At 45.2% G+C, this 25,873-nt stretch carries 24 protein-coding genes; 6 read left to right on the plus strand and 18 right to left on the minus strand.

Annotated features, from left to right (window positions below; all coding sequences use genetic code 11):
• The first annotated feature begins 351 nt into the window (after positions 1–351).
• The 3 genes from NSQ26_RS05350 to NSQ26_RS05360 are packed head-to-tail and all read left to right on the plus strand — an operon-like array spanning position 352 to position 3,390.
• Positions 352–1,362 carry a toxic anion resistance protein gene (locus NSQ26_RS05350; RefSeq protein ID WP_499719560.1) on the plus strand — a complete coding sequence of 337 codons (1,011 nt, stop codon included), beginning with the start codon at positions 352–354 and terminating at the stop codon, positions 1,360–1,362.
• 15 nt (positions 1,363–1,377) lie between these two features.
• Positions 1,378–2,331 (plus strand): hypothetical protein, encoded by a 954-nt coding sequence (locus tag NSQ26_RS05355; protein WP_499719561.1) that lies wholly within the window; start codon positions 1,378–1,380, stop codon positions 2,329–2,331.
• A 54-nt stretch (positions 2,332–2,385) separates the two neighbouring features.
• Positions 2,386–3,390, plus strand: coding sequence for a DUF2777 family protein (locus NSQ26_RS05360; RefSeq protein WP_499719563.1), 1,005 nt, complete (start codon positions 2,386–2,388; stop codon positions 3,388–3,390).
• Between the two features lie 35 nt (positions 3,391–3,425).
• On the opposite strand, the gene NSQ26_RS05365 is transcribed toward NSQ26_RS05360, so the two are convergent.
• The 4 genes from NSQ26_RS05365 to NSQ26_RS05380 are packed head-to-tail and all read right to left on the minus strand — an operon-like array spanning position 3,426 to position 6,753.
• Positions 3,426–4,907, minus strand: a complete 1,482-nt coding sequence (locus NSQ26_RS05365; protein WP_499719564.1) for a PH domain-containing protein — start codon at positions 4,905–4,907, stop codon at positions 3,426–3,428.
• Positions 4,900–5,382, minus strand: a complete 483-nt coding sequence (locus tag NSQ26_RS05370) for a PH domain-containing protein (RefSeq protein WP_499719566.1) — start codon at positions 5,380–5,382, stop codon at positions 4,900–4,902. Before NSQ26_RS05370 ends, NSQ26_RS05365 begins: the two co-directional genes overlap by 8 nt.
• Positions 5,372–5,614 carry a hypothetical protein gene (locus tag NSQ26_RS05375; RefSeq protein ID WP_499719567.1) on the minus strand — a complete coding sequence of 81 codons (243 nt, stop codon included), beginning with the start codon at positions 5,612–5,614 and terminating at the stop codon, positions 5,372–5,374. Before NSQ26_RS05375 ends, NSQ26_RS05370 begins: the two co-directional genes overlap by 11 nt.
• A gap of 20 nt (positions 5,615–5,634) precedes the next feature.
• Positions 5,635–6,753 (minus strand): conserved virulence factor C family protein, encoded by a 1,119-nt coding sequence (locus NSQ26_RS05380; protein WP_499719988.1) that lies wholly within the window; start codon positions 6,751–6,753, stop codon positions 5,635–5,637.
• Positions 6,754–6,893: 140 nt separating this feature from the next.
• Here NSQ26_RS05380 and NSQ26_RS05385 point away from each other — a divergent pair, with 140 nt between their 5' ends.
• Positions 6,894–7,622, plus strand: a complete 729-nt coding sequence (locus NSQ26_RS05385; RefSeq protein WP_499719569.1) for a metallophosphoesterase family protein — start codon at positions 6,894–6,896, stop codon at positions 7,620–7,622.
• A gap of 44 nt (positions 7,623–7,666) precedes the next feature.
• On the opposite strand, the gene NSQ26_RS05390 is transcribed toward NSQ26_RS05385, so the two are convergent.
• From NSQ26_RS05390 to ilvA, 4 genes are read right to left on the minus strand one after another with little or no spacing between them, the layout of a single operon-like run.
• Positions 7,667–8,107: a BrxA/BrxB family bacilliredoxin gene (locus NSQ26_RS05390; protein ID WP_499719570.1), complete on the minus strand. Its 441-nt coding sequence runs from the start codon at positions 8,105–8,107 to the stop codon at positions 7,667–7,669.
• Positions 8,091–8,417 carry a thioredoxin family protein gene (locus tag NSQ26_RS05395; RefSeq protein WP_499719571.1) on the minus strand — a complete coding sequence of 109 codons (327 nt, stop codon included), beginning with the start codon at positions 8,415–8,417 and terminating at the stop codon, positions 8,091–8,093. Before NSQ26_RS05395 ends, NSQ26_RS05390 begins: the two co-directional genes overlap by 17 nt.
• Entirely contained in the window at positions 8,410–9,348 is a 939-nt protein-coding gene (gene rnz, locus NSQ26_RS05400; RefSeq protein WP_499719573.1) for a ribonuclease Z, read from the minus strand. The genes NSQ26_RS05395 and rnz overlap by 8 nt, the downstream gene beginning before the upstream one ends.
• 17 nt (positions 9,349–9,365) lie before the next feature.
• Positions 9,366–10,607: a threonine ammonia-lyase IlvA gene (ilvA, locus tag NSQ26_RS05405; protein WP_499719575.1), complete on the minus strand. Its 1,242-nt coding sequence runs from the start codon at positions 10,605–10,607 to the stop codon at positions 9,366–9,368.
• Between the two features lie 192 nt (positions 10,608–10,799).
• Between ilvA and NSQ26_RS05410 the strand changes: the two genes are divergently transcribed.
• Together NSQ26_RS05410 and NSQ26_RS05415 are read left to right on the plus strand one after the other, a co-directional pair.
• The gene (locus tag NSQ26_RS05410; RefSeq protein WP_499719576.1) at positions 10,800–11,000 is read left to right on the plus strand and encodes a hypothetical protein; all 201 of its coding nucleotides are present in this window, start codon (positions 10,800–10,802) and stop codon (positions 10,998–11,000) included.
• Positions 11,001–11,128: 128 nt separating this feature from the next.
• Complete coding sequence (locus NSQ26_RS05415) at positions 11,129–12,298, plus strand: hypothetical protein (RefSeq protein WP_499719578.1); 1,170 nt, start codon at positions 11,129–11,131, stop codon at positions 12,296–12,298.
• 75 nt (positions 12,299–12,373) lie between these two features.
• On the opposite strand, the gene NSQ26_RS05420 is transcribed toward NSQ26_RS05415, so the two are convergent.
• From NSQ26_RS05420 to NSQ26_RS05465, 10 genes are all read right to left on the minus strand, one after another.
• On the minus strand, positions 12,374–13,816 hold the full coding sequence (locus NSQ26_RS05420; protein ID WP_499719579.1) for an AimR family lysis-lysogeny pheromone receptor: 1,443 nt from the start codon (positions 13,814–13,816) through the stop codon (positions 12,374–12,376).
• A gap of 215 nt (positions 13,817–14,031) precedes the next feature.
• Positions 14,032–14,862 carry an aldo/keto reductase gene (locus NSQ26_RS05425; protein WP_176763788.1) on the minus strand — a complete coding sequence of 277 codons (831 nt, stop codon included), beginning with the start codon at positions 14,860–14,862 and terminating at the stop codon, positions 14,032–14,034.
• A 14-nt stretch (positions 14,863–14,876) separates the two neighbouring features.
• On the minus strand, positions 14,877–15,551 hold the full coding sequence (locus NSQ26_RS05430) for a uracil-DNA glycosylase (RefSeq protein ID WP_499719580.1): 675 nt from the start codon (positions 15,549–15,551) through the stop codon (positions 14,877–14,879).
• Positions 15,552–15,730: 179 nt separating this feature from the next.
• The gene (locus NSQ26_RS05435) at positions 15,731–16,114 is read right to left on the minus strand and encodes a YppE family protein (RefSeq protein WP_499719582.1); all 384 of its coding nucleotides are present in this window, start codon (positions 16,112–16,114) and stop codon (positions 15,731–15,733) included.
• A 55-nt stretch (positions 16,115–16,169) separates the two neighbouring features.
• Positions 16,170–16,715, minus strand: coding sequence for a chromosome-anchoring protein RacA (racA, locus tag NSQ26_RS05440; RefSeq protein WP_499719583.1), 546 nt, complete (start codon positions 16,713–16,715; stop codon positions 16,170–16,172).
• A 512-nt stretch (positions 16,716–17,227) separates the two neighbouring features.
• Positions 17,228–18,829 (minus strand): pyocin knob domain-containing protein, encoded by a 1,602-nt coding sequence (locus NSQ26_RS05445; RefSeq protein WP_499719585.1) that lies wholly within the window; start codon positions 18,827–18,829, stop codon positions 17,228–17,230.
• Between the two features lie 112 nt (positions 18,830–18,941).
• The gene (locus NSQ26_RS05450; RefSeq protein WP_499719587.1) at positions 18,942–20,528 is read right to left on the minus strand and encodes a pyocin knob domain-containing protein; all 1,587 of its coding nucleotides are present in this window, start codon (positions 20,526–20,528) and stop codon (positions 18,942–18,944) included.
• Between the two features lie 74 nt (positions 20,529–20,602).
• Complete coding sequence (locus NSQ26_RS05455; RefSeq protein WP_499719588.1) at positions 20,603–22,201, minus strand: collagen-like protein; 1,599 nt, start codon at positions 22,199–22,201, stop codon at positions 20,603–20,605.
• A gap of 329 nt (positions 22,202–22,530) precedes the next feature.
• The gene (locus tag NSQ26_RS05460) at positions 22,531–24,129 is read right to left on the minus strand and encodes a pyocin knob domain-containing protein (RefSeq protein ID WP_499719589.1); all 1,599 of its coding nucleotides are present in this window, start codon (positions 24,127–24,129) and stop codon (positions 22,531–22,533) included.
• Between the two features lie 98 nt (positions 24,130–24,227).
• On the minus strand, positions 24,228–25,826 hold the full coding sequence (locus NSQ26_RS05465) for a pyocin knob domain-containing protein (RefSeq protein ID WP_499719590.1): 1,599 nt from the start codon (positions 25,824–25,826) through the stop codon (positions 24,228–24,230).
• Positions 25,827–25,873: the final 47 nt, after the last annotated feature.

Below are 25,873 nucleotides of genomic sequence, written 5' to 3' on the forward strand. Positions count from 1 at the left end.
TTTATTACTTAAATCACTGCCTATTTCAAACATCATGCATATAAACACACATAAAAAGTTTTGAACGTCAATTTTATCGAGAAATGAAACATTGGTCAAGCAAAATGCCGACATTTATAGCAGATTCGTTGCGGTGAACAGACATTTCCGTCATAATAGAACCAAGAATCTTTTTTATGATATTTGAAGATCTCCAAGAATGCCCTGTACAAAAATGAAATAAAGTTAACTTATAAGACTGTCCGCAGTTACATTAAAATGAAACATTTTTCCGCTTTCATACGTATAAATCGTGATAGCGCATGTATCCATGAAACGGTTCAAGAAGAAGAGACAATGGGGGTTACAATGATGAGTGAAACACAAAATCAAACAAATGATGCATTGCTTGCACCATATAAAAACGAAGGCAACATTCATACGTTACTTGAGAAATTGGAGTCTCTTGGAGAACAAGAACAAAAACAAGCAGGAGAATCTCTTGAAGCATTAAAGCGCCCTGTCAAAGAAATGATGAGCGACAAAGCGAACACATTGCCAAACCAATTGCATGAATTAAAAGAAGTTGTTAGTCAACTGGAACCTGGTTATTTAAAGGATTCACACGTCAAGAGATTCTTTAATAAAATGTTACGAAAGAACCCCGTTGCGAAATATATGCAGCAGTACCAAACGGTGGAGGCGCAAGTCGATCAGATTATTGAAGGATTGCTCTCCGGGCGCGACAAGTTGCAAGAAGATAATTTGATGTTGAAACAACTTAAAGTTGTCGCACATGAACGGATTGGCAACTTGAACAAACAAATTGACCTTGGCAAAGAATTACACACGATGTTAGAGCAAGAAATGACATCAGAACGTTGGGTTGATAATACGAATGAACTGAAAAAAGGTCAGGTCAAAGTTGTGACCCGTATGAAAAACATGCAGCAAGCCGTCATGGTGTTGCAACAGTCGCTTGCCTCTGTGGACCTCATCTCCGAAAATAACGAGAAACTTGAGGAAGCCATCTTTAATGCCATCACCATGACCAAAAATATTATTACCGTCACAGCCTCGATCCAGTTAGCATTAAACAATCAGAAAAAAGTTATTCATGCTGTCCAAAGTGTCAACGAGGCAACAGAATCGATGTTGCTTTCCAATGCGGAAATGTTAAAAGAAAATACGGAGCAAACATTAAAGACACTAGAGGAACCAGCAATTGCCCTGGATGCATTTAAACGCGCCTACGATAACGTGTTTAAAGCCATTGAACTAACAGAACAATCAAATGAACGTATTGTCTCGAGCGGAAAGCAATTTATTGAGGAAATGGATACATTAAACCGTGAGATGCAACAAAAACTGCTTGATCGCTAGGGGGCGCGTAAAAAAATGGGTCTATTTTCTACAAATGCCTTCATTGATTTCTTTACCCCAGCGTATAAGCGGCCTGTTGAGGATCATATTATTTCCGATGACACAACCATTCGGATGTTTAATGATGTCGAGCGCTTGCTTCAACGGATGGCAGAAAATGCAACTGGAAAAAACGAGCGGCGTCATATTCGACGACGTCAAAAAGACTGGGATATTCGTGTCAAAGTGACGTACAATCACATTCGCCTCCTTGTTTCCGATACAAAACATTCGCGCTCGCCTATCCATAAACGATTGCGCATTCTTTGCTTTAGAAAGTACATCAAGTCCGAAAAAGATTACGGCAAAGTGAAAGAAGCAACGATTCATTATTTAAAAGATGGACGACGTCATGTTCGTGCGTTACAAAATGTTCCCGCCATAAAAGGTATCTTTTTTGCGATTCACCGGGTTGATCTTGCGTATGTTGGGAAAAAAATTGATACGGTCTCCCTCGAGCGTTTACAAGGACACGAGCAACAATTGAAAAAACAGCCTGCACACGATATTAAAATGTTGATTGAGGAAGCAAAACGTTATCTCCAAGCGATGGATAGCTTTACCATTGACCCAATGTTAGATAATCGTTTGACACGTATTTTGACTCACGCCAATAAACTAGAGAAAGACTTTCATTTGTTTGGCTACGAAGATAAGCATACAGTCAGGCGGTTACTTCGTGATGATTTACCAAACTTGATGGGTGCTTACTTAGCTTTATCTAAACGTAACCAGTTAGAACAACGCGACAATGTCTTTGTTTCGCTGTCAAAAATGGAGCTCTCTCTCATTGGGTTACATGATCGTTTAGAGCAAATGAAAGTCGAGCGCATGGAACATGTCATGCGTTTGCAAGAACTCCGTTATGGCGCTTCTGATGAAAAAGAACGTCTTAATGGGCAGCCTCATCCTCGAAAAAAGAGAGAATGATTGTACACATGAAAGAACATGTGTAAGCAAGTCGCACGGAAGGATGAAGATCATATGGATCGCTATGAAGCAAAACGCGCCCTAGGGCAATTGCTCGTCGTCGATTTAGGAAAGAACGGTGTTTACCTTGGAGAGTTACTCCAAGTGCAAGCTGAACCAAAGAAACCTTGGCAAGGGGAAGTCCGTATTTTCTCCGTCCTTGCTCTCCCATTGTTTATTTTTCATGAAGAAAGCATTGCGTTACACAAATTGCCAGTGAGTGAAGGGAACGTGATCACTGTTTCAAGCAGGCACTTGCGTTACCGAACAAAACAGCAGCCAGTCGAGCCTTTTATTGATTCTATTTTGACAGCTTTAAAAAGGCGTTACATTGACCTTGCGGCATCAGATCATGTGAACTTTCGCGAACTGGAAACATTGGAGGTGTACATTAAAACTTTAACGACACAAAAAAGGAAGACGACGAAAGAAAAACGCTCCCCCCCTTTGCTTACAGGTCCGCTCTACATTGAATATACATTTAAAATCAGTGGCGAACGATTTTATTTATGTGACAAAGATGGGGATTTACTCGAATTGTCTCCCTCCTCCTTTGAGTACACTTGGCTGGATGAGGAAGACACGATGAAAGAAGGTCGCTATATCGGTGAGGGCGTTTTCTTACAAGCAAACGGTCAGCGTTATCAACCAAACAACGGCGCCACCATTCTTATTGACCAACAACAATTCGATCCGTATACAATCTTTCAAAAAGAATTAGATCCTGTCGCACTACAAGGATTTGAACATCATCTTCAAAAATTCTCTTTAACCCATCACGATTTAATCCACTGCTATAATTCTTTATTAGAACAAATCATTTATCATAAAGAAGGTCGTCTACTTGAAGGTGTAAGCTTTTTGACATACCAATCAAACCAACTATTTGTCCTCGTACAACATCATTTTAAACGTATATTGTCACCAGGAAATTCACGTCAAGCCATTTATGACCGTTTTGAATTTACGACTGACAAAGGCAAACGGACAATTGCCATTTTTAAAAACCCGCCATCATAATGTTCATTACAGAAAAGACCCTTACAGAACCAACGTCAGTCAGTTCTATAAGGGCTTTTCTTTTTCTCGTGAGAAAACCATTGATACAAACGCGCCCCAGTTTCTCCCCCAATATCTTCAACAGAAAAGTTTTTCCCTGTCATACTAGACTGAACGGAAAATGAGACGGAAGAAAGCCTTCGAAAACGTTGTAACCAGGACACGTGCATTTCCACTGCTTGTATTTTTCTTTTTGGTGAGATGACGAACGTTTGCGACAATGTTCGTGACTGAACCCACAGAAAGCGGTCATTACACCCTGCCCCTGCATCTCTGTATTGAAAGTATCCGAGAAGCGCGGCAAGCATGATGATCACAAGTCCAAGTAACCCCCACACACCAAGGAAATATACAGCCACCCCTGTTAAAATAAGCGGGATAAGTATATTCCGCAATAAGAAGCGAATCAACGCCCGTCTTGGGGCAACTTCCATTGGTCGGAAAAACGCATAGTCAGGTAGTACTTGAGCGAAAAAAGTCGGTAAATCACGCTCGTGAATGAGCGGTACAAGTAACGTTGAACCTTCCTCTTCCTTGCTGCCGCCACCGGCTGACTCTACGTAGATCGAGGCGAAACCCAATGGCTGTCGCAAAAGACCACGAACGATACGCACAGCTGTAATTCGCTGTGGCTTTAAGGTTAATTGTTTGCGTTCAATCAAACCACGTCCAACGACGATCTCTTTCTCGTACACATTGATTTGGAAATGACCGTATTTCATTATCGTTAAAGCGATAGATGCCAACCATGAGATCAGGATAACGATGAAAACAGCCACCGCAATCCACGTCGGATTCAATCCTAATACAAACCCCATTGTTCGATCGTACCAATGTTCGGGGAGATAATTTTCCAATTGCCAAATCCCACCGAACAACGCTGATAAAATAATGCCGACACTACTTGAAGTGAGTGCAGCGTACAATAAACGTCTCATACCTAAGTTCCATGTCGCCGCTGACTCTTTTGCAGGCTCTGCAGGGGTCGTTTCTTCTTTTCCTGCTTCCTCGCCCTCTAACGCTTCCTCCTGCGTAGGACGTGCCTGCTGATATAATAATGCGTGGCGAATATTTTCTGCCTCTTTCTTTGTCACAGCAACAATATCAACTTCTGTTTCACCAGCGCCTCCAGCTGTTTCAATGTTGACTTTTACAAGTCGGAAAATCCGGTGGAAAAGACCTGCTGTAACGTTGATCGCATGCACACGGCTTTGTTGGATGTAACGCTTTTTCTTCACAAACACACCTTGCTCGACATATAACTCTCCCTCAGAAAAGCGGTAGCGAAATTTCAGCCAATCTAACCACGCAGTAAGTAAGCTAAGCAGATAAATGGCAGCAATCCCTATTACTGCCCAAATGAATCCGAAGCGGAGTGTAGCAAATGCCCCACCACCAAGAATCCAACCAATCCCGCCACCGTTACTAAAGGTTTGGATGAGAACCATCGCCCCGTGTTGACGTTTTAACTCAGTCATCTTCTGTCACCGCTGCCAATTTTGCAATTTGATCCCGCACCTGATCTGCATCTGCGACATCCAAACCGGGAATCTCATGTGTCTCCGCTGCAGACGTAATTGAAACGACAGACATATCATGTTTGCGTAAGATTGGGCCTTGTACTGTATCGACATGCTGCACTCGCACCATTGGCACAAGTGTCCGAGTGACAACGAGCACACCTTCGCGAATGTCAATTTCATCATCATACACTTCGTAGCGAAACCTGCGCCAACGAATTGGCGGCCAAATGATGACATTGATAATCAAATCTAACACAACGAGTGCCAACAACACCCACGTGATCCACTCATAAAAGTTTGTAAAGATGAATCTTCGTACAAGCTCATACACGACGGGTATGAGTAACCAAAACAACGTATTTAATAAATTTTGCAGGCGCCATACGCGAATCACTTTCTTTGGCAAGCGCAATGACGGTTCAGCTCTCATCTTTTCGCTCCTCTCTGTCGTCTTCATCTGTCACATATATCAGTTGCACGCCTTGTGCTTCTAGCCAAGCAAGTAAACGTTTATTATCATTTAAATTAACAAGTAAACCAATGGAAGGGACAATCTCTACTTCTTCCACTTTTCCCGTTTTCGCATCTTCAATCAGATCAAGTAGTTCCTCTGCGTTCACATCCCTTAGTTTTTCAATAATATCTTGAATGTCATTTGTCATATCCGTGCCCCCTCTCTACGCTATTTTTTGCGTGCTTCTGTCATTTGCTTCCAAACGGACCCTTTTGCTTCTTCGCCGTCTTTAATACGCGCAAGCGCCATTTTTACTTGTAACGCCACTTCAAATTCCGGATCGTCTGCTGCTGCTTCTAATGCAGAAATAGCAGTTTCATCGCCGACTTCATACAAAAACATGGCCGCCCGCCAGCGGACAATTTTGCTTTCATCTTTTAGCGAGTCGATCATGGCTGGTATCGCTTCCGTCGAACCAATATCAGACATACAGTCCCCCGCTGTCCGACGTACGGTTACTGAAGGATCTTTCAAGGCTTTCTCGAGCAACGGTAAAACAGATTCCGTTTCAATCATGCCTAAATACATCGCGGCTAAACGGCGAATGGATGCTTTTTCATCCTGTAATGCCACTTCTAACACAGGCAAATCTTTTTCCTTTGGATCCATTTGCTCGAGCGTCGCAAACCGTTCACGCCAATCATCGACTTGCAACATCTCCACAGTCACATCTTTGAACCGTGCTGCGAATGCTTCCGCAGCGGCTTTTTCTCCTTTTGCAAGTTGCACAAGGCTGTCCAGTCGAGACGGCGGATATGCCGCAGTCATTTCATCTACAACATCATTGACAACGTCTGCCAGCTCTCCATACCGCGGCGCTTGTTCAACCCATTTCCGTTCAAATACGACATTATCCGCATCACTTGTCGCTGCCGCAATCGCTTCCGCAAAACGAGGTGGCAACGCTGCCCGTTTCTCTTCTTCCCCATCGGTGATTTTTAATTGCATGGGAATGCCTTTAAATGTTTGCACATGTACTTGTACTTCGCCAAACCCTTCTTCTTCTCCGTTATGCGCACGCGCTTGATCCGTCTCTTCCCCAAACAACGCGCGCACTTGTGGTAAGATTTCTTTCCAATCCACTTTCGGGAAGCGATCAATCGCTAAAAAATCGTCTACATGATATACGGCTTTAATACCTTCAATCGTAAATAATTGCCGGATGATTTCCGGTGCTGTTTCTTTGTTGTTTTCCTGATAGGTTGCACGTGCTCCTTTTAGCACCTCACTTAATATGCATTTCATTGTGTTCGGACTTGGTGTTGGCTCTATAGAACGAATAAACATCATGACATAACCCCTTCCGTAAAACATCTCATCTCTCGTTCAAAGTTTAACATAATTGCGCCACTCCTGGCTAGGATGAGCCATAATGATTCCCTTTTTAAGAGAATTCTGTTACGATTAAAAAAAGGAGGGGACGGATCATGATGAAATTCGCTTTTTTATCTGATATTAACGGCAACGCAACTGCTTTAGAAGCGGTGTTAAATGACTTGCACATACAAAAGATTGACCGAATTTATGTTCTCGGAAATTTGTGCCTTCGTGGTCCAGAACCAAAGCGGGTTTTGAAATTGTTACAAGCATCAAATGCCCACGTGTTAAAAGGGGGCATGGATGATTGGCTTGTAAACGGCATCACTGACCAAAACTTGTCTCATTTGAAATTAGCAGCACTTAACGAAGAACGGCAATGGACGTTAGCTCGGTTGTCGGAAGAAGATTTGGCGTATTTAAATGCACGTCCGACCGAATGTATCATTGACGAAGGGTTTGAGCAAATCATTCACGCCTTTCACGCAACACCAACAGATCTACACATGACCGTACTCGCTGACGATACGGCGAAAATGGAAGAAGCCATCATGCAACGCGATGAAGCAGATACGTATATTTATGGTCATACTGGACGACCTTTTATCCGCACGCTGTATGGAAAAACCGTTATGAATGTTGGTAGCGTCGGCATGCCGCTAGACGGACATCCTCTGGCTTCTTACATCACGCTGACGTATGTTGATGGTCGGTACAGTGCCGCCATACATCGTACGCCGTACAACCGCGAACACGTTGTTGAGATTTATAAACAAAGTGACTACCCAAACATAGAAAAAATGAGCACCATAATTTACTATGCTGTCCCATCAGAATAGTTTAAAAGCCTTAGTCTCAAATTTATGAGGCTAAGGCTTTTCTTTTATTTCTCGTTGCAGTGATCATTGTATGCTTGTGCTAATCGGCGTACAAGTGTCTCGGGCGCTGCCCCTTCAATATCTTCACGTGGAATAAAGTGGACGACCTCTGTCCCCTTTAACAACACCATCGATGGTGAGGATGGCGGATATGCGTCGAAAAAGGTACGCATCTTTGCGGTTGCTTCTTTATCTTGTCCAGCGAATACCGTCACGCAATGATCCGGCTTATGGTCGTGCTGGAGAGAATATACTGCTGCTGGCCGCGCCAATCCAGCCGCACAACCACATACGGAGTTAACGAGGACAAGTGTCGTTCCTTCCACTGTCGCCATGTAATCTTCCACTGCCTCTGCTGTTGTCAATTCCATAAACCCTGCCTCTGTCAGCTCTTTTCTCATCGGTGCGGTTACTTGCCGCATGTATGCTTCATATGCCGTTGACATGATCTTCCATCTCCTTCATTTCAGTTAATAATTGTAAAATCGAGTGAAACGTATACCATTTCCCGTAACAAACACCCTCTTTATAATAAAGCAATGCAGGCACTTGTTCAATTTGTAACGTTTGCGCTACGTGAGAGGCTGTTTGAATATTGATTCGATAAAATGGCGCAAGCACTTTCCTTTCTTCAATGACAGAAAGCATTTCTGCTACGTGCGTACAAGCGAGACAAAAAGGCGAAGAGACATACAACCACCCGCCGCTTTGTGGCAGCACAACAGGCGCTCCTTTCGCCAACCCTAACTCAATCACCTACACTGCCTCCCCGCTTTGCAAGTGAATAAACGAACAAATCGCGCGCAACGAGTGCTGTTGGGAGATGCGCCTCCACCTCATCAAGGAAGACACTCGGTTCACGCACATAGCGCGATGAAATATGGGTTAAAATCAACTGTTTTACATGCGCATGTTTGGCAAGACGACACGCATCCGCAACGGTCGAATGACCAAATTGATGCGCGTCTGCTTCGCAATCAGACGCAAAGGTCGCTTCATGAACAAGCAAATCCGCCCCAGATGCAAAATCAACCATCTCCGGTATTGGTTTCGTGTCACCAGCAATGACAATGACGCGCCCACGTATTGGCTCACCGACAAATGCTTGCCCCGAAAGGACTCTCCCATCCGTCAATTGTACCGTTTCTCCGCGTTTTAATTGTGCATATAACGGTCCTGCAGGCACACCCTCTGCTTGTAGACGTGCGATATCCAAACGACCCGGCTTTTCTTTTTCCGTCACTTTAAAGGCATAGCTCTGAACCGTATGGGCGAGAGGGAGCACTTCTACCTCGTGATGCGGTGTTTCAAACAAGGAGCCGGCCCTTAACGTCACAAACTCAAGTGGGTAGCGAAGCGTTGTTTTCGTTACCTTTAGAGAGACACGCACAAACTCCTCCACACCCGGAGGTGCATAAATGGTTAATGGTGAAGCCGCACCTTGGAATGAGCGTGTACTCAAAAGACCAGGCAACCCAAATAGGTGGTCTCCATGCACGTGACTCATCAATATTTTTGTGATCTTTGATAAGGACAATGGTGAGTAAAGCAATTGGTGTTGTGTCGCTTCTCCACAATCAAACAACCACACATCCCCCTCATCTTCTAAAAAACGAAGCGCAAGCGCACTCACATTCCGTTGTTTCGAAGGGACCCCTGCTCCAGTCCCTAAAAAATGTAACTCCATGATTTAACCCCTTCGCATCATCTAATAGAAAACAAATGCGCATGTTGATTCACTTTACTATAATCAAAACCGTGTGCATTCATTCGTGAAATGAGTCCATCATAGTCATTAGACGACTTTAACTCAATTCCGATCAAAACGGAGCCAGTCGGTTTATTGTTTTGTTTTTGATAGACTAATCGGGTAATATTATCTTCTGGTCCAAGTACTTCCTTTGCAAATTGCGTCAACGCCCCCGCTCTTTCTGGTAATTGAACGATAAAGTAGTGTTGTAGGCCTTCATAAATGAGTGAGCGTTCGCGAATCTCTTCCATACGTTCAATATCATTATTTCCTCCACTGACAATACACACAACGACTTTTCCTTTCATTTGTTCCGCATAAAAGTCGAGCGCCGCAATCGGCATTGCCCCAGCAGGTTCCGCAACGAGCGCATTTTCATTATAAAGCCGTAAAATCGTTGTACAAATCTTCCCCTCTGGTACACTGACAATGTCGTCAACGAGCTTTTCGCAAATCGCAAACGTTTTTTTGCCTACTTTTTTAACAGCAGCCCCGTCCACAAACTTATCAATCTCTTCCAACGCAACAACATGCCCTTGCATTAAAGCGGCTTGCATCGACGCAGCCCCACTTGGCTCACAGCCAATGATTTTCGTTTCTGGACTCACTTGCTTCATGTAGGTCGCAATGCCACTAATGAGTCCACCACCACCGATCGAGGCAAACAAGAAGTCTGGCGCCACATCAATTGCGTCCATTACTTCCAACGCAACAGTGCCTTGCCCAGCAATGACTTTTTCTTGGTCGAACGGATGAATAAATGTCATTTCATGTTGTATGCAATAATCTTTTGCCAATGCATACGCATCATCAAAGGTGTCTCCTACTAAATGCACATCCACATAATCGCGCCCAAAAAACTTTACTTGCGCCACCTTTTGTTTCGGTGTAGTGACGGGCATAAAAATGACACCTTTTGTTTTTAAAGCGCAACACGAATAAGCGACGCCTTGTGCATGGTTTCCAGCACTTGCACAAACAACACCACTTTGTAACTCCTCTGCAGTGAGAGAAGAAATTTGATAATACGCGCCCCTCAGCTTGAAGGACCGGACAATTTGTTGGTCTTCGCGCTTTAAATACACGGTGCAATCATATCTTTCAGACAGCACCGGATCTTTTTGCAACGGTGTTTGATAGATGACATCTTTCATCATTTCATTTGCATGCACAATATGTTGTAAATTAATAGCCACTTGATAGCGTCCTTTCCATACGCGTACCAGTTACGACAAGGCTCGTACGCAAGGAGTATGGCTTCATTTTACCATATGCAGGCACTTTCGAAAACCTTTTCACATTATAAGTTGAAAGCAAGTGTGACATTCTTTATAATAAAGGAAGCGGTAATAAAGGTACTATAATCACTTTGGAAGGAGGGCATTCATTTGTTAAAGAAAAGCCTCTTTGCGGCTGCAATTGTACTTCTTTTCTTCGTACTCGGGTCTGACCCGTCTGTTCTTGCAGCTGGAGCTGAAACAACTGAACCAGCAGCGGAGTCAGATGGCTTTATTCGCATCGTGCTGAATGTGTTATCAGTCGCTACCCTTGCTGTCATGGCGTATTTGATTGTGACCGATCGAGGATAAATTACGGTTTATACATATGAAACTGTCCGAAGTAGGGCAGTTTTTTATATTCACGTAGGCAAACGTATTTTCTTCCCTCTTTTTGCTTATAATTGATCGTAACTTGGTATAGAAGGAGCAGGACAACAATGACAAGAAAGCTTTTTAGACGTGGCTTCGTCATCATTTTTATCAGTATTATTGTTATCCTATCATCTACAATCGTGTTAAACAAAATGTGGCGCACAAGCTTTGACAAACTTGATGATACTGACAAAGAAATGCTCACAGAACTGTCACGTATACACAAACGTTTCCAAACAGAAAGTGACCAACTTTGGACAGCCAATTATCGCTTTGACAACGAACCACTCATTCTCGTTCGCAGCAATAAAGATAAAGGATTTTTCCCAACACATGCTTATGCTATCAATGTCCCCGAAATTGCAAACAGCCTATTCGCACAAAAAATTGATACACCCAAACACCTCAACCTCCCAAATGTGTATCGCATTAACCAACTTCACCTTGGTCTTGTGCCGTGGGTTCCTTGGAACTTTGGAACGAGACATGTCGCAGATGCGGACGTATTTTATTTTAAGTATCATCCAGAAATGTTTACTAATCCACCACTGTACTTTCAGTTCCATTACTTTTTGTTGCATGAAGCGTTCCATACGTATAAGCAAAAAACGTGGACTTACGATGCAGAAGGTGACCACATGTTGGACGATCCTGTAGATGAGGAAAACTACGCTTTAATGGGCATTGAATTTAAACTATTAGACAACGCGATGACCGCCACACGCCAAGAAGATGTGCGTGATGCTTTACGACAATGGACGATTGTCCGTACATCTCGTTACGAAAAATGGCCGCAACTCGTCGCAGAAACAAAAGCAGAGGCAATCGAAGGTACCGCGCGCTACATCGAATACCGCTACAGCGAGTTAATTGGTGACACATTGACTGTGCTCGCAACTACGGAAGATCCTTATCACATTCAATTTAGCGATGCCTTTCGCTTTATTTCAGATGGTGAAGCAGAGTCAGCCCACTTTTTAGGACGGAGTATGCGTTATGAAACAGGTGCTGCCCTTGGGCTGTTGTTAGACAAGATTGATCCTGAATGGAAAGGAAAAATTGAAGACGAGACAGGAAAAAGCGGACAGACGCAATATGAGATTTTGCAGACGCTGTTTGATATAGACGCACCCATTGATGAAGCTGAACTAGCGGAAATCAAGAAGGCACATGATTATGAGACATTGTTGGAACAAGCGCGGAAAATTGTGGGGTTGGCTGCTGAGGAGGAGTGAGGTAGATTTTATTCATCTGTCTATTTTATTCAGAAAAGAGGGTATCTCATTGCTTGAGACAGATACCCTCTTCAACTAGAACAGTAATAACTTCTTCGCCACAGACGCTGCTTCTTTACTACTTTGCAATCCTGTTTTCTTTAAAACACTATTGACATGTTTTTTTACTGTGCTAGTTGATAAATATAACTCATTAGCAATTTCTAATTGCGTATTTCCTTCATAAATTAATTCTAATACTTCTATTTCTCTAGGAGAAAGTGTCACCTTCCATTTAAAAGTACGGAATTGCATTTGTACACGTTTCAGTTCGTCATCCTTTATCCTATGTATATGTAGCATCTCTCGTTTTACCATAGGCAACAAAAATACATGATCTTCCTGCGAGGTTTCTAATAGCATACCGCATAAGTGATCAAGGTCTCGCGCTGCTTTTGCTTGGTAAAATGTTAAAAGAGCACTATTTTGCCCAGATTGCTCTAATTCTTTTGCTAAAAATAAAGCTTTTTCTCTCTCTCCACGTATAACATATTGATGCACTTGCTCCTCTGGATCTATATTCTTCTCTAACTCAAAAATTTTCCCGTTTGCATTCAAAAGAAAAGGCAGATCCCTTGTTTGCAAACAATCTCTGTAGCCTTGTAAACCAGTTCTTTCCGCGTAATAGAGAGACTGTTGTATATGATGGATACTGGGTTCTATAGAGAGATGCTTGCGACTTGCTGGCATTGTGAACGCCGCATACGCAAGCAAATGATAACAATAAGCGAGCATTGTTTCAGGTGTCGCGCCATTTATAACCGACTGTACAACATGCCTTTCCGCCTCTTCCGATTTTCCTCGGTTGTACAACAAATGATAAGCAATTTGAAATTCTACCCAACTTTCCACGACTCTTTTTGCAAAACTTTCTTTCACTTGCGCTAACTTCTTTGACACTTTCTCATCGAGGTAGGCTGCCTTCATATAGTAACCTAACTTTAAGTAAGAAAACACCTCCAACAACTCCAGCCTTACCTTTAACAGTGGGTCCGTCACAGACCCAACCAAATCTCGTGCTTGATCAATCGTCTCTTCGTGCGTGATACGCTCCTTAAGCACATCAAGCAACAATTGATAGACAAGTCCCCATTCTTTTAATGAGTCGCGTTCTTCTCCCCATTTGGTGAGTTCTTCTAATAAGTCAATTTGCCTATATTGCACAGCATATTCAAATGCATCTCGAATATGCTCCGTCGTTTGCAAGGCAAGCACATATTCATTCATCAATAATATTAATCGATTAGAGGCAAATGTTCTCACAGCGAATGTGACTTGTTCAAACGCCAATACGGTCTGCCCATGTTCGTCTCGTGACAATGCCAAGTCGCGCATCGCTTGATTTGTCCACGCACTTTCTTTTTCCCATAATCCTATTTTCCGCAAATAGTTTTTTGTATCCGTGCTCATTTGCTCCGGAACCATTCCATTACGGTATTGCGCAAAGTTTTCTCGCCATCGTTCTCGGTATGTTTGCAATACGCCCGCCACCTTTCCAAATGAATATATGTCCAAACACTTTTTCGACGTGATTAACCGGCATTCCTGCTGGATAAACAACTTTTCTCACGACATTTTCTGCGATTCGAACAAGAATGAATCCGAATTTTGGTATATTGTGTCGTATGTATGAATCTTTCCCCTACAAAAACCCTCTCCTCTCTCACACCAAAAAAAGCCAGTAGCAACGACGGCTACCGACTAAAAGAATCTGGGTCTTGCCCAAGGCGACGATTTTCATTTAATGCATCCAGTTTTCCCATATCTTCTTCACATAGCTGGAAGTCAAAAATATCGGCGTTTTCTCGAATCCGTTCTGCTCGCACTGACTTTGGAATCGTCACAACGCGGTGTTGTAAATTCCAACGCAACACAATTTGTGCCGGTGTTTTTCCGTATGACTGTGCGAGTGATTGGACGACCGGATGGGTAAAAATGACGCCTTTCGTGAGTGGGCGCCATGCCTCCACTTGAATTTCATGTTGCCGGCAAAATTCACGTAATGGCGCTTGCGTCAAAAACGGGTGGAACTCCACTTGGTCAACCATTGGATTGATATTGGAGATTTCCATCACGGCTTCTAAATGGTGGACATTGAAATTACTCACACCAATCGCCCGCACCTTCTCTTCTTTATAAAGTGTTTCTAATGCACGCCACGTGTCTAAGTATTTCCCTTTCATCGGCCAATGAATTAAATATAAATCAATGACATCCAGCCCAAGCCGTTTGCGACTACGTTCAAAAGCTGCAAGTGTTTCATCGTATCCTTGTTCGTCATTCCATACTTTTGTTGTGACAAACAGTTCTTCTCGCGGCACATTACTTTCACGAATGGCTTGTCCGACCCCTTCTTCATTTTTATAAAAGCTCGCTGTGTCGATACTCCGGTAACCTGCTTTTAAAGCCACTTTCACTGCATCAACAACTTCTTTTCCTTCATCTGCTTGGTATACACCTAGCCCGAAAAAAGGCATCTCTACACCATTTGCTAGTTTTGTGCGTGCTTGTATCGATTCCATCATGTTGTCACTTCCCTTTAAAGATTTGGCACTTGCCATTCAATCGGCGCTTCGCCCAATCGCGCGAGTATATCGTTCATTTTTGAGAAAGGTCTGCTTCCAAAAAAACCGCGATTCGCAGAAAATGGACTTGGATGTGGTGCGGTAATGATGTGATGTTGTTTGCTTGTAATCAACGCCTGCTTCTCTTGTGCATGGCGTCCCCATAAAACAAAAATGACTGGCTTCTTTCGCTCATTCAAACACGAGATAATGCGATCCGTAAAATGCTCCCACCCTTTACCACGATGCGATGCTGCCTGCCCTTTACGTACAGTGAGCCCTGTATTTAACAGCAATACCCCTTGGTTTGCCCATGTCGTTAAGTGACCATGGTTTGGGATTTCGTAACCGAGGTCATCACGTAGTTCTTTAAAAATATTTTGTAACGATGGCGGCAGCCGTACGCCTGGTTTTACTGAAAAACTTAAGCCATGCGCTTGATTCGGTCCGTGATACGGGTCTTGTCCTAAAATAACAACCTTTGTTTCTTCATACGACGTGTAATGTAAGGCGTTGAAAATGTCATGCATCGTCGGATAAACCGTTTGTGTTTTGTACTCCTCTTTCAAAAACGCGCGCAACTGTACGTAATATGGCTTTTGAAATTCATCATGCAACATATTTGCCCAATCATTATGCAAAATTGACATTGGCTCCACTCCTACTTCATTGCTGTATCTATATTTTCATAGAAAGTACACGCACATACGATACATGAAATGCTTTTTAAGAGTATAGCACGAATCGATTTCTTCTTCCAACCAACAGGAACAAGAAAAAAACGCCCGAATGTCGGGCGTTAAACGAATCATTATTTTGTCAGCCGCGCCTACACATGCTGCCGTGCTTCATCTGCAAGCATAGTCAATATTTCTTCCAATACATAACGAACGGCTTTAAATGTTTCGCGCTGTCGCTTCATACCTGATGATGGATAAAATGACTTAATGGCAACAACATCGAGGTTTTCAACCGTTTGCTCCAGTTGTTGAATGTGCAAGTCACGCGGCTTTGCTTGAAGCAATAAGGCGCTTGCAAGTGGCAGCCATCTTTGTGCAAGTGGCTGTACTTGATCCGCAAACGGCTTCACCCGTCCCCAAAAATCCACCTCGTAATTTGGGTCTTGTTTGACGACTTCTATATAATAACTTTCTGCTTCTTTTGTCAATGTTAACAATGTTGTTGTGACTTCCTTCAATGTTTGTCCTTTCAAGTACGACACCTCCACCTTTATTGTAACACGGTGGATTTTTCTGCGTAAACCGATGTCATGCGAAACTAAACAGCTTCATGATTGCTCGCCACGGTCCTCGTCGTACTTTATTTGGAAACGTTGTCTCTCGTGGTTGCTCATTGACGGCGGCTGCCAAATGCTGGCTCATTTTTTCATCCATCGCTTCAAGCCGCTTCTCTAATTGCTCAATCAAGCTCACCATTTCATCCAGCTCACTCCGATGTTTTAACAATTGGTAGCTCACGATATCATCTGCTTTTGTTGACAATTTTTCTTCTAGGTCATTTACTTGCACGAGTACCTTTTCCAATTTCGCTTCGTACTGTTCTTTCGGGACCGAAGGAATGCGCACAGCAGTACGTCGTTTCGTTTGACCATTAAATGCAATGTCCTTCATTTTCTTCCCTTCCTGTAACTGTTTTTGGATGTATGCAAACGTTGCGATTTGTTGTTCCTTATACACATAATGTCCATGTTCATTTGTTTTGTGCTCAATTCCGAAAAATTTCGTCCACCGTTGTACCGTCGTAGGATTCACGTCAAGTCGATCTGAAATATCCTTTGTTTTTAATAACGTCATCCCCATTCTCCTCCTCGTGAAATGATCTTTGCGCGGTGACATATTGTCGCTGTTATACACGTTCGTGCCGTGGCATTGTAACTCCTATGCGCGCGACAAAACTAGAATGCGTTCAACAAAGAAAGTGCATGATGGCAAAGATCTCCTTTTTTAAAAGAGGAAATCACAACAGCCGACATACATAAAATAGAGGGTGTTGCCTCATACTGTCTGTAAATCGAGAAAAAAACGGGAATAAGTACCCACATTTTCGAAAAGGAGGGCAAACGAATGAATGAAGTTGAAGGAAAAACAACAAAAGAGACAGAGACACACGAGGAGAAAGATGGTTACACGGGCGACAAAAAACTTGGAGGACCGAACCGTCCGGCGGAATGACGAAGGTCTTTTGCTTGACTTAAAAAGAATGATACTCACCTCTTTAAAAGCTAAACACACTGGTCGAAATCTAATGACCAGTGTGTTTTTTCGAACATAAGAATTGTTTTCATCTACCGTTGGAAAACTTAATATTACGATTCTGCCAACTTTAGAACCGTTAAATAACTGACATCAACGTTTGAGGTTTCATTTACCGTCACTGTCAAGGTGTCAGGACCAGGTGGATCGACAATCACAACGACTGTTTTGGACATCGTACTTGTTCTGGCAGGTGCATTTTCTCCTGCTGCGGCATAGAAGGTGCCATTTACATTTAAATGCACTTGAGCATCGCCAGCAAAATCATTAAACGTTCCAAATCCAACAAGGTAAACGCCAGGCTCAAGGATTGCTTGCGTCGAAGTAATGGAAATATCAGTACCATTGAAGAAAGCATTATCATCCATCACAATAGGTACGTCTGCTGTCACACCGGTAGGACCGGTTCCAGCATCTAGAAAAGCATTGTTTGCAACGATCAATCCCCCAGTTACACCAGTAGGACCGGTTGGACCCGTTGGACCGGTGGCACCCGTTGCGCCGGTGGCACCGGTGGCACCTGTTGCACCCGTCACGCCCGTGGCGCCGGTGACACCCGCAACAACACTTGTCGGTCCTGTTGGTCCTGTAGGTCCCGTGGCACCTGTAGGTCCTGTTGGTCCTGTGGCACCGGTAGGTCCCGTTGGTCCCGTGGCGCCCGTGGATCCCGTGCTACCCGTGGCACCTGTAGGTCCTGTTGGTCCTGTCGGTCCTGTGGCACCCGTTACACCTGTGACACCCGTCGGTCCTGTGATTCCCGTTGCGCCGGTAGCACCCGTTGCACCTGTGGCTCCTGTGGCTCCTGTGGCACCCGTTGCACCGGTCGCACCTGTTACGCCAGTGGCACCCGTTGGTCCCGTTGCGCCGGTAGCACCCGTTGCACCCGTTGCACCCGTTGCACCCGTTGTACCCGTGACGCCAGTTGCACCGGCTACACCTGTTACCCCTGTCGGACCGATTACGCCGGTTGGACCTTGAACCGCGAACTGTTCCCACGGACTCCACGTAGACGTATCACCATTGAAACTACGAATGTAAATCGTTGGATTAGAGAAAAATATTTGCTGCACCCAAGGATTGACTGTTGCAGGTGAAACGACCGATACATAAAGCGTCCAGATTGGTGATGTCACCCCAGGTGGTCCTGCGATAGGGGGACCATCAGTACCGTTAGAACTATATACACCCGGCTCCATAAACATTGGTGCATTCAAATTTGAACCAGATGAGACCGGCATCGTTAATGGAAATGCACCGACATCTTCCGCATCAAGCACGACATTTCCAACTTGCCCGTTGACACTTAACACATCTCCTGTCGGACCGGTTGGTCCCGTTGGTCCTGGTGGACCTTGCATCGTCGAAATACTGGATGCCGATTTCATTTTTGAAGCAAGCATAATTTCCTTTTTAAAAATTGTATCGAGCATATTTTGTGTACTCTCATTTACACTAAGCACTTCTTGGGCCGTTGGTGCAGGACCTGTAGCGCCATTTAACGTTCCTAGCACATATTGAATTTTTTCTCCCTCAGCATTGATAATGTGCGACAAGCCCATTTCCTCCATCGCAATGGAGGCCAATATTAAATTCACAACATCTTCACGGTCTAACGTAATGTTGGGCGTGAAATTGGGCATGTTTGGTTGTGACATATATCATTCTCCTTTTCTTTTTAATGAATGAATTTGTAGCAAGCAGTTGATAATTGAAGTTTGTTGATGATGATCTTTAGGACAAAAAATGATCTTCATATCGTATCATTCATCATATTAATTTAACGACTGTGAGATAAGCAAACTGAGCAGACGTCGTCTGAAGCGGAACGATTGTTAAATCAACTGGATTAGGAGGACTAACTTCCAAAATCACTGTTTTAGACATCCAACCTTGTACTGCACCAGTAGAATGCTCTGCCCTGGCATATTGGACGTTATCCACTCTCAAGTCTATAATACCGGTACTTGCATAGCGAGCGCCAAACCCTACTAAATAAGTGCCTGGAGTGACAGTCGCAGTAGTTGGAGAAACGGTAATATCCCCACTAAATAATTGTCTAGAAGTTAACGTTATAGGAAGAGATGCTGTGACCCCTACAGCGGTTACACCTTGTTCTAAATAAGCAAAATTGAATGGGGCTGTTGGACCTATTGGGCCTGTTGGGCCTGTTGGGCCTGTGGCACCTGTGACGCCGGTGATCCCTGTTACGCCCGTTGCACCTGTAGCACCGGTAGCACCCGTTGGTCCCGTGACGCCCGTGACGCCCGTTGGTCCTGTTACGCCCGTGGTGCCCATAACAATACCGGTTGGTCCCGTCGGTCCGGTGATCCCTGTGACGCCGGTCACGCCGGTAGTACCCGTCATGCCGGTAGCACCGGTAGCGCCTGTGGGACCGGTCACGCCGGTTGGTCCCGTCGATCCTGTTGGTCCTGTTGGTCCCGTCGGTCCTGTTGGTCCGGTTGATCCCGTTGGTCCGGTGATACCTGTTGCGCCAGTGACTCCTGTTGTGCCGGTCACACCCGTTGCGCCCGTTGCGCCCGTTGCACCCGTTGCACCGGTGACGCCGGTCACACCCGTGACACCTGTCGTTCCGGTTGGACCTATTGACCCTTGAAGACCTGCCAAGCCGATAGGTCCTGTAGGTCCCGGTGGTCCCGTCGGACCAGTTGGCCCCGTCGCTCCTTGTGGACTAATCTGTTCCCAAGCACTCCACGTCGACGTATCACCATCAAAATTACGAATATATAGTGTTGGATTAGAAAAGAGTAATTGTTGGACCCATGGATTGACCGTTGCTGGTGTAATGACAGATACATAAAGTGTCCATACTTGTGGCGTACCTAGTGGCGCTGAAACCGGTGGGCCATCGGTCCCATTTGAACTATATACACCTGGATCTGTAAAACTATCTAAGTCAGAACTAGATGAAACGGGCATCGTCAATGGAAAGGCATCCACATCTTCTGCATCAAGAACGACAACGCCGACTTGCCCGTTGACACTAAACACCTCTCCCTCTGGACCAATTGGTCCAGTTGCACCCGTTGGACCTAGTACACTTGGAATACGTGCAGCATCTTTCATTTTAGACTCTAAAATGATTTCTTTCTTGAATATCGTGTCCATCATGTCTTCTACAGCACCATTAATCTCTAAAATTTCTTCAATAGACAGTGGCGGACCCGTTAATCCATTTAAAGTGCCTAAAGCATACTGAATTTTTTCTCCTTCAGCATTAATAATATGCGCCAGACCCATTTCTTCCATCGCAATGGAGGCTAACAATAAATTGATGACGTCACTGCGGGTCAGTGTAATGGTCGGTGTGAAATTAGGCATACTTGGTTGAGACATATACCATTCTCCTTTTCATTTTAATCTCTTTCGCATATTCATTCGTGTCACTTGCACATAAATATTTTTAATGATCACCCTTCTATTAACTTTACAGCTGTTAAATAAGCATACTGCATTGTACCACCATTACTTGGTACTACTGTCAAATCGACTGGACCTGTAGGCACATTCAAAATCACCTCTTTTGAAAACATTCCTTGTGATGTGCTAGCCCCTTGGATCGTTACCGCATATGGAACACCATCAACATTTAAGGACAAGTTTTGATTGGCTAAACTAAACTGCCCACCAAACGATACCCAATAAGTTCCAGCATTCGTAAGGGTCATTGAATCGAAAGGCGCAGCAATTGTAATGTCTCCATTACTTATGGTCGTTGCATCCATTGTGATAGGAACGCCAGCTGTTACCGGTTCTACTCCTACTCCATCATCTAAAAAAGCATAATTTTGCAAAACCAATGGTGGCGGAGGTCCAGTTGGTCCGGGTGCGCCTGTCGCACCTGTGGCACCCGTCACGCCTGTCACGCCCGTTACACCTGTCACGCCCGTAGCGCCTGTGGCACCCGTTGCCCCTGTTGGTCCGGTCGGTCCCGTTGGTCCGGTCGGTCCGGTCGGTCCCGTTACGCCTGTAGCGCCCGTTGGTCCGGTTGGTCCCGTTACGCCCGTTGGTCCGGTTACACCGGTTGGTCCCGTAGCGCCCGTTGGTCCGGTTACACCCGTTGGTCCCGTCACGCCCGTTGGTCCAGTTACACCCGTTGGTCCCGTTGATCCTGTAGGTCCCGTTGGTCCTGTTGGTCCCGTTGGTCCGGTAGCGCCCGTTACGCCCGTAGCGCCTGTTGGTCCCGTTGCCCCTGTTGGTCCCGTTGCACCCGTAGCGCCCGTTGCACCCGTAGCGCCCGTAGCGCCCGTTGGTCCCGTCACGCCTGTTGGTCCCGTTGGTCCTGTCGGTCCTGTTGGACCAGCTGAACCGGTTGGTCCCGTCACGCCTATTGGCGCTTCTAAAGACTGCCAATTACTCCATGTTGATGTATCGCCATTAAAGCTACGAATATACAACGTTGGGTTTGAGAAAAGCAACTGCTGTATCCATGGGTTCACCGTAGCAGGCGATACGACAGACACGTAAAGCGTCCATATAGGAGATGTCACAGTCGGCGGTGCTGAAAGTGGTGGGCCATCGGTACCATTTGAGCTGTACACACCTGGATCTGTAAAACTGTCTAAGTCAGAGGCAGAAGAAACAGACATCGTTAACGGGAAACCACCTACATCTTCTGCGGTGAGAACGACATCTCCAGTCAGACCGTTTACACTTAAAACGCCTCCAGGTGGTCCGGTCGGACCCGTGATACCTGTTGGACCGACGACCTCCTCAGGAAAGTTTGTCGCCGTTTTCATTTTAGAATCGAGGATAATTTCTTTTTTGAAGATCGTATCCAACATTGAAGCAGCACTACGGTTAATGTCTAAAATTTCCTGTATCGTTGCCGGTGGACCTGTTGTACCATTCAGTGTTCCTAAGGCATATTGAATCTTTTCTCCTTCAGCGTTAATGATATGTGCTAAACCCATTTCTTCCATCGCAATAGATGCCAACAACAAATTAACGACATCATCGCGACCTAATGTAATATTAGGCGTAATATTGGGCATATTTGGCTGAGACATATGCATGTACCTCCTTTGTTATTTTCAGGGAAAATGTCTAGTAAGTGTCAATATTTTCACATTACAGTGACATGAACCGAATCATGTGTTATCCATAAAACACTTTCTCCTGCTCATAACAAAATATTCCCCCCGATCAATTCGGTGTCAGCTTATACAAAAAAAGGCGCTTGCTTATACACTTCAATACGAGTAACATTGCATGCACATTCTCGTCCATTAATTCCTCAAAATTAAACACACTGACCGGGTCTTGCGTGATCAGTGTGTTTATACTAAAAATAACGATTAACAACGATTGTTTTTCGTGCATCCTTGAAACTGTCTGATTACCCTTCTACCAATTTTAAAACGGTTAAATAAGTGAGTTCGACTGTTGCTGTCTGGTTTACGACAACTGTTAAATTAGCAGGGCCAGGAGGATCCACTTCAATGATAACAACTTTTGACATTGTGCTTGTAACGGCAGGGTTATTTTCTGCTGCGGCTGCGTAAAATGCCCCATCTACATACAAGTGAACTTGAGAATCTCCATTAAAATCCATATACGTTCCGAACCCGACGAGGTAAACACCTGGCTGGACAGTTGCTTCCGTTGCAGTAATCACTACATCTCCATGAGAGAAAGCATTGTCATCCATCACAATTGGGATGTCTGCTGTCACTCCGGTAGGACCTGTTCCCGCATACAGAAAAGCATTGTTTGCAACGATCAATCCCCCTGTTACACCTGTTGGACCGGTTGGACCAGTAGGACCGGTGGCACCCGTGGCGCCGGTGGCACCCGTGGCACCCGTGGCACCCGTCACGCCCGTGGCGCCAGTTACACCCGCAACAACACCTGTCGGTCCTGTTGGTCCTGTTGGTCCTGGGGCGCCTGTCGCTCCTGTCGCTCCTGTGGCACCCGTTGGTCCCGTTGGTCCCGTTGGTCCCGTAGGTCCTGTAGGTCCCGTTGCACCTGTCGGTCCTGTTGGTCCGGTCGGGCCCGTCGGACCCGTGGCGCCCGTGACACCCGTCGGTCCTGTGATTCCCGTTGCACCCGTTGCACCTGTGGCTCCTGTGGCTCCTGTGGGTCCTGTGGCGCCCGTTGCTCCGGTCGCACCTGTTACGCCGGTGGCACCCGTTGGTCCCGTGGCGCCGGTAGCACCCGTTGCACCTGTTGCACCCGTTGCACCCGTTGTACCCGTGACGCCAGTTGCACCGGTTACACCTGTTATGCCTGTCGGGCCAATTACGCCGGTTGGACCTTGAACAGCGAACTGTTCCCACGGACTCCACGTAGACGTATCACCATTGAAACTACGAATATAAATCGTTGGGTTAGAAAAAAATATTTGCTGCACCCAAGGATTGACTGTTGCAGGTGAAACGACCGATACATAAAGCGTCCAGATTGGTGATGTCACCCCAGGTGGTCCTGCGATAGGGGGACCATCAGTACCGTTAGAGCTATATACACCTGGCTCCATAAACATTGGTGCATTCAAATTTGAACCAGATGAGACCGGCATCGTTAATGGAAATGCACCGACATCTTCCGCATCAAGCACGACATTTCCAACCTGCCCGTTGACACTTAACACATCGCCTGTCGGACCGGTTGGTCCCGTTGGTCCTGGTGGACCTTGCATTGTCGAAATACTGGATGCGGATTTCATCTTGGAAGCAAGCATAATTTCCTTTTTAAAAATTGTATCGAGCATATTTTGTGTACTCTCATTCACACTAAGCACTTCTTGGGCCGTTGGTGCAGGACCTGTAGCGCCATTTAACGTTCCTAGCACATATTGAATTTTTTCTCCCTCAGCATTGATAATGTGCGACAAGCCCATTTCCTCCATCGCAATGGAGGCCAATATTAAATTCACAACATCTTCACGGTCTAGTGTAATGTTGGGCGTGAAATTGGGCATGTTTGGTTGAGACATATACCATTCTCCTTCCCACATAAATGGATTATTTTACTAAACGTCATACATACCAGAAAAGTAATAATTAGAAATTGTAACATTATCGTCATGGCTATTTAAGTTTCATCTGAAATTTTAACAACTGTTAGAAATGCAAATGCAATCGATGCGTTAGCAGATGATTGGATTGTGAGTACAACAGGGTCTGGTTCAGGGACTACAAGAACAACTAGTTTAGAGAGCATCCCTGTTAAAGCTGGATTTCCGTGCTGCATGCCTGCATAAATGTTTGCATCAACAAACAAACGCAAAAACGAGTTCGTTGAATTTCGCGCGCCAAACGCTACAAGGTAAGTGCCGGGGTTCACCGTGACAGAATCAGCGGCGACTGTCACGTCGTCACCATTAAAAACTTGACGAGAATTTAAAATAATCGCTGTATTGGCTGTCACTGCAACAGCAGTTACACCTTGTTCTAAATAAGCATAATTTTCCGGTGCAGTTGGTCCCGTCGGTCCCGTTGGTCCTGTCGGTCCGGTCACACCGGTGACGCCCATGACACCCGTCACACCCGTTGCACCCGTTGCACCCGTTGGTCCTGTTGGCCCTGTTGCACCAGTTGGTCCTGTTGGTCCTGTGACACCCGTGGCACCCATAACAATACCGGTTGGTCCCGTCGGTCCGGTGATTCCTGTTACGCCGATCACGCCGGTAGTACCCGTCATGCCTGTGGCACCGGTAGCGCCTGTGGCACCGGTCACGCCCGTTGGTCCCGTCGGACCGGTTGGTCCTGTAGGTCCCGTCGGTCCGGTTGGTCCGGTTGATCCCGTTGGTCCGGTGATACCTGTTGCGCCAGTGACTCCTGTTGTGCCGGTAGCACCCGTTGCGCCCGTTGCACCCATTGCGCCCGTTGCACCGGTGACGCCGGTCACACCCGTGACACCTGTCGTTCCGGTTGGACCTATTGCCCCTTGAAGACCTGCCAAGCCGATAGGTCCTGTAGGTCCCGGTGGTCCCGTCGGACCGGTTGGTCCCGTCGCTCCTTGTGGACTAATCTGTTCCCAAGCACTCCACGTCGACGTATCACCATCAAAATTACGAATATATAGTGTTGGATTAGAAAAGAGTAATTGTTGGACCCATGGATTGACCGTTGCTGGAGTAATGACAGATACATAGAGTGACCATACTTGTGGCGTCCCTGGTGGCGCTGAAACGGGTGGACCATCGGTCCCATTTGAGCTATACACACCTGGATCTGTAAAACTGTCTAAGTCGGAACTAGATGAAACGGGCATCGTCAATGGAAAGGCATCCACATCTTCTGCATCAAGAACGACAACGCCAACTTGCCCGTTAACACTAAACACTTCTCCCTCTGGACCAATTGGTCCAGTTGCACCCGTTGGACCTAGTACACTTGGAATACGTGCAGCATCTTTCATTTTAGACTCTAAAATGATTTCTTTCTTGAATATCGTGTCCATCATGTCTTCTACAGCACCATTAATCTCTAAAATTTCTTCAATAGACAGTGGCGGACCCGTTAATCCATTTAAAGTGCCTAAAGCATACTGAATTTTTTCTCCTTCAGCATTAATAATATGCGCCAGACCCATTTCTTCCATCGCAATGGAGGCTAACAATAAATTGATCACATCACTGCGGGTCAGTGTAATGGTCGGTGTGAAATTAGGCATACTTGGTTGAGACATATACCATTCTCCTTTTCATTTTAATCTTGTTTCTAATCTCGCAATAA

Origin of the sequence: Bacillus sp. FSL W7-1360, assembly GCF_038592975.1 — a bacterium.
In the GTDB taxonomy this organism is placed as follows: Bacteria; Bacillota; Bacilli; order Bacillales; family Bacillaceae_D; genus Shouchella; species Shouchella lonarensis.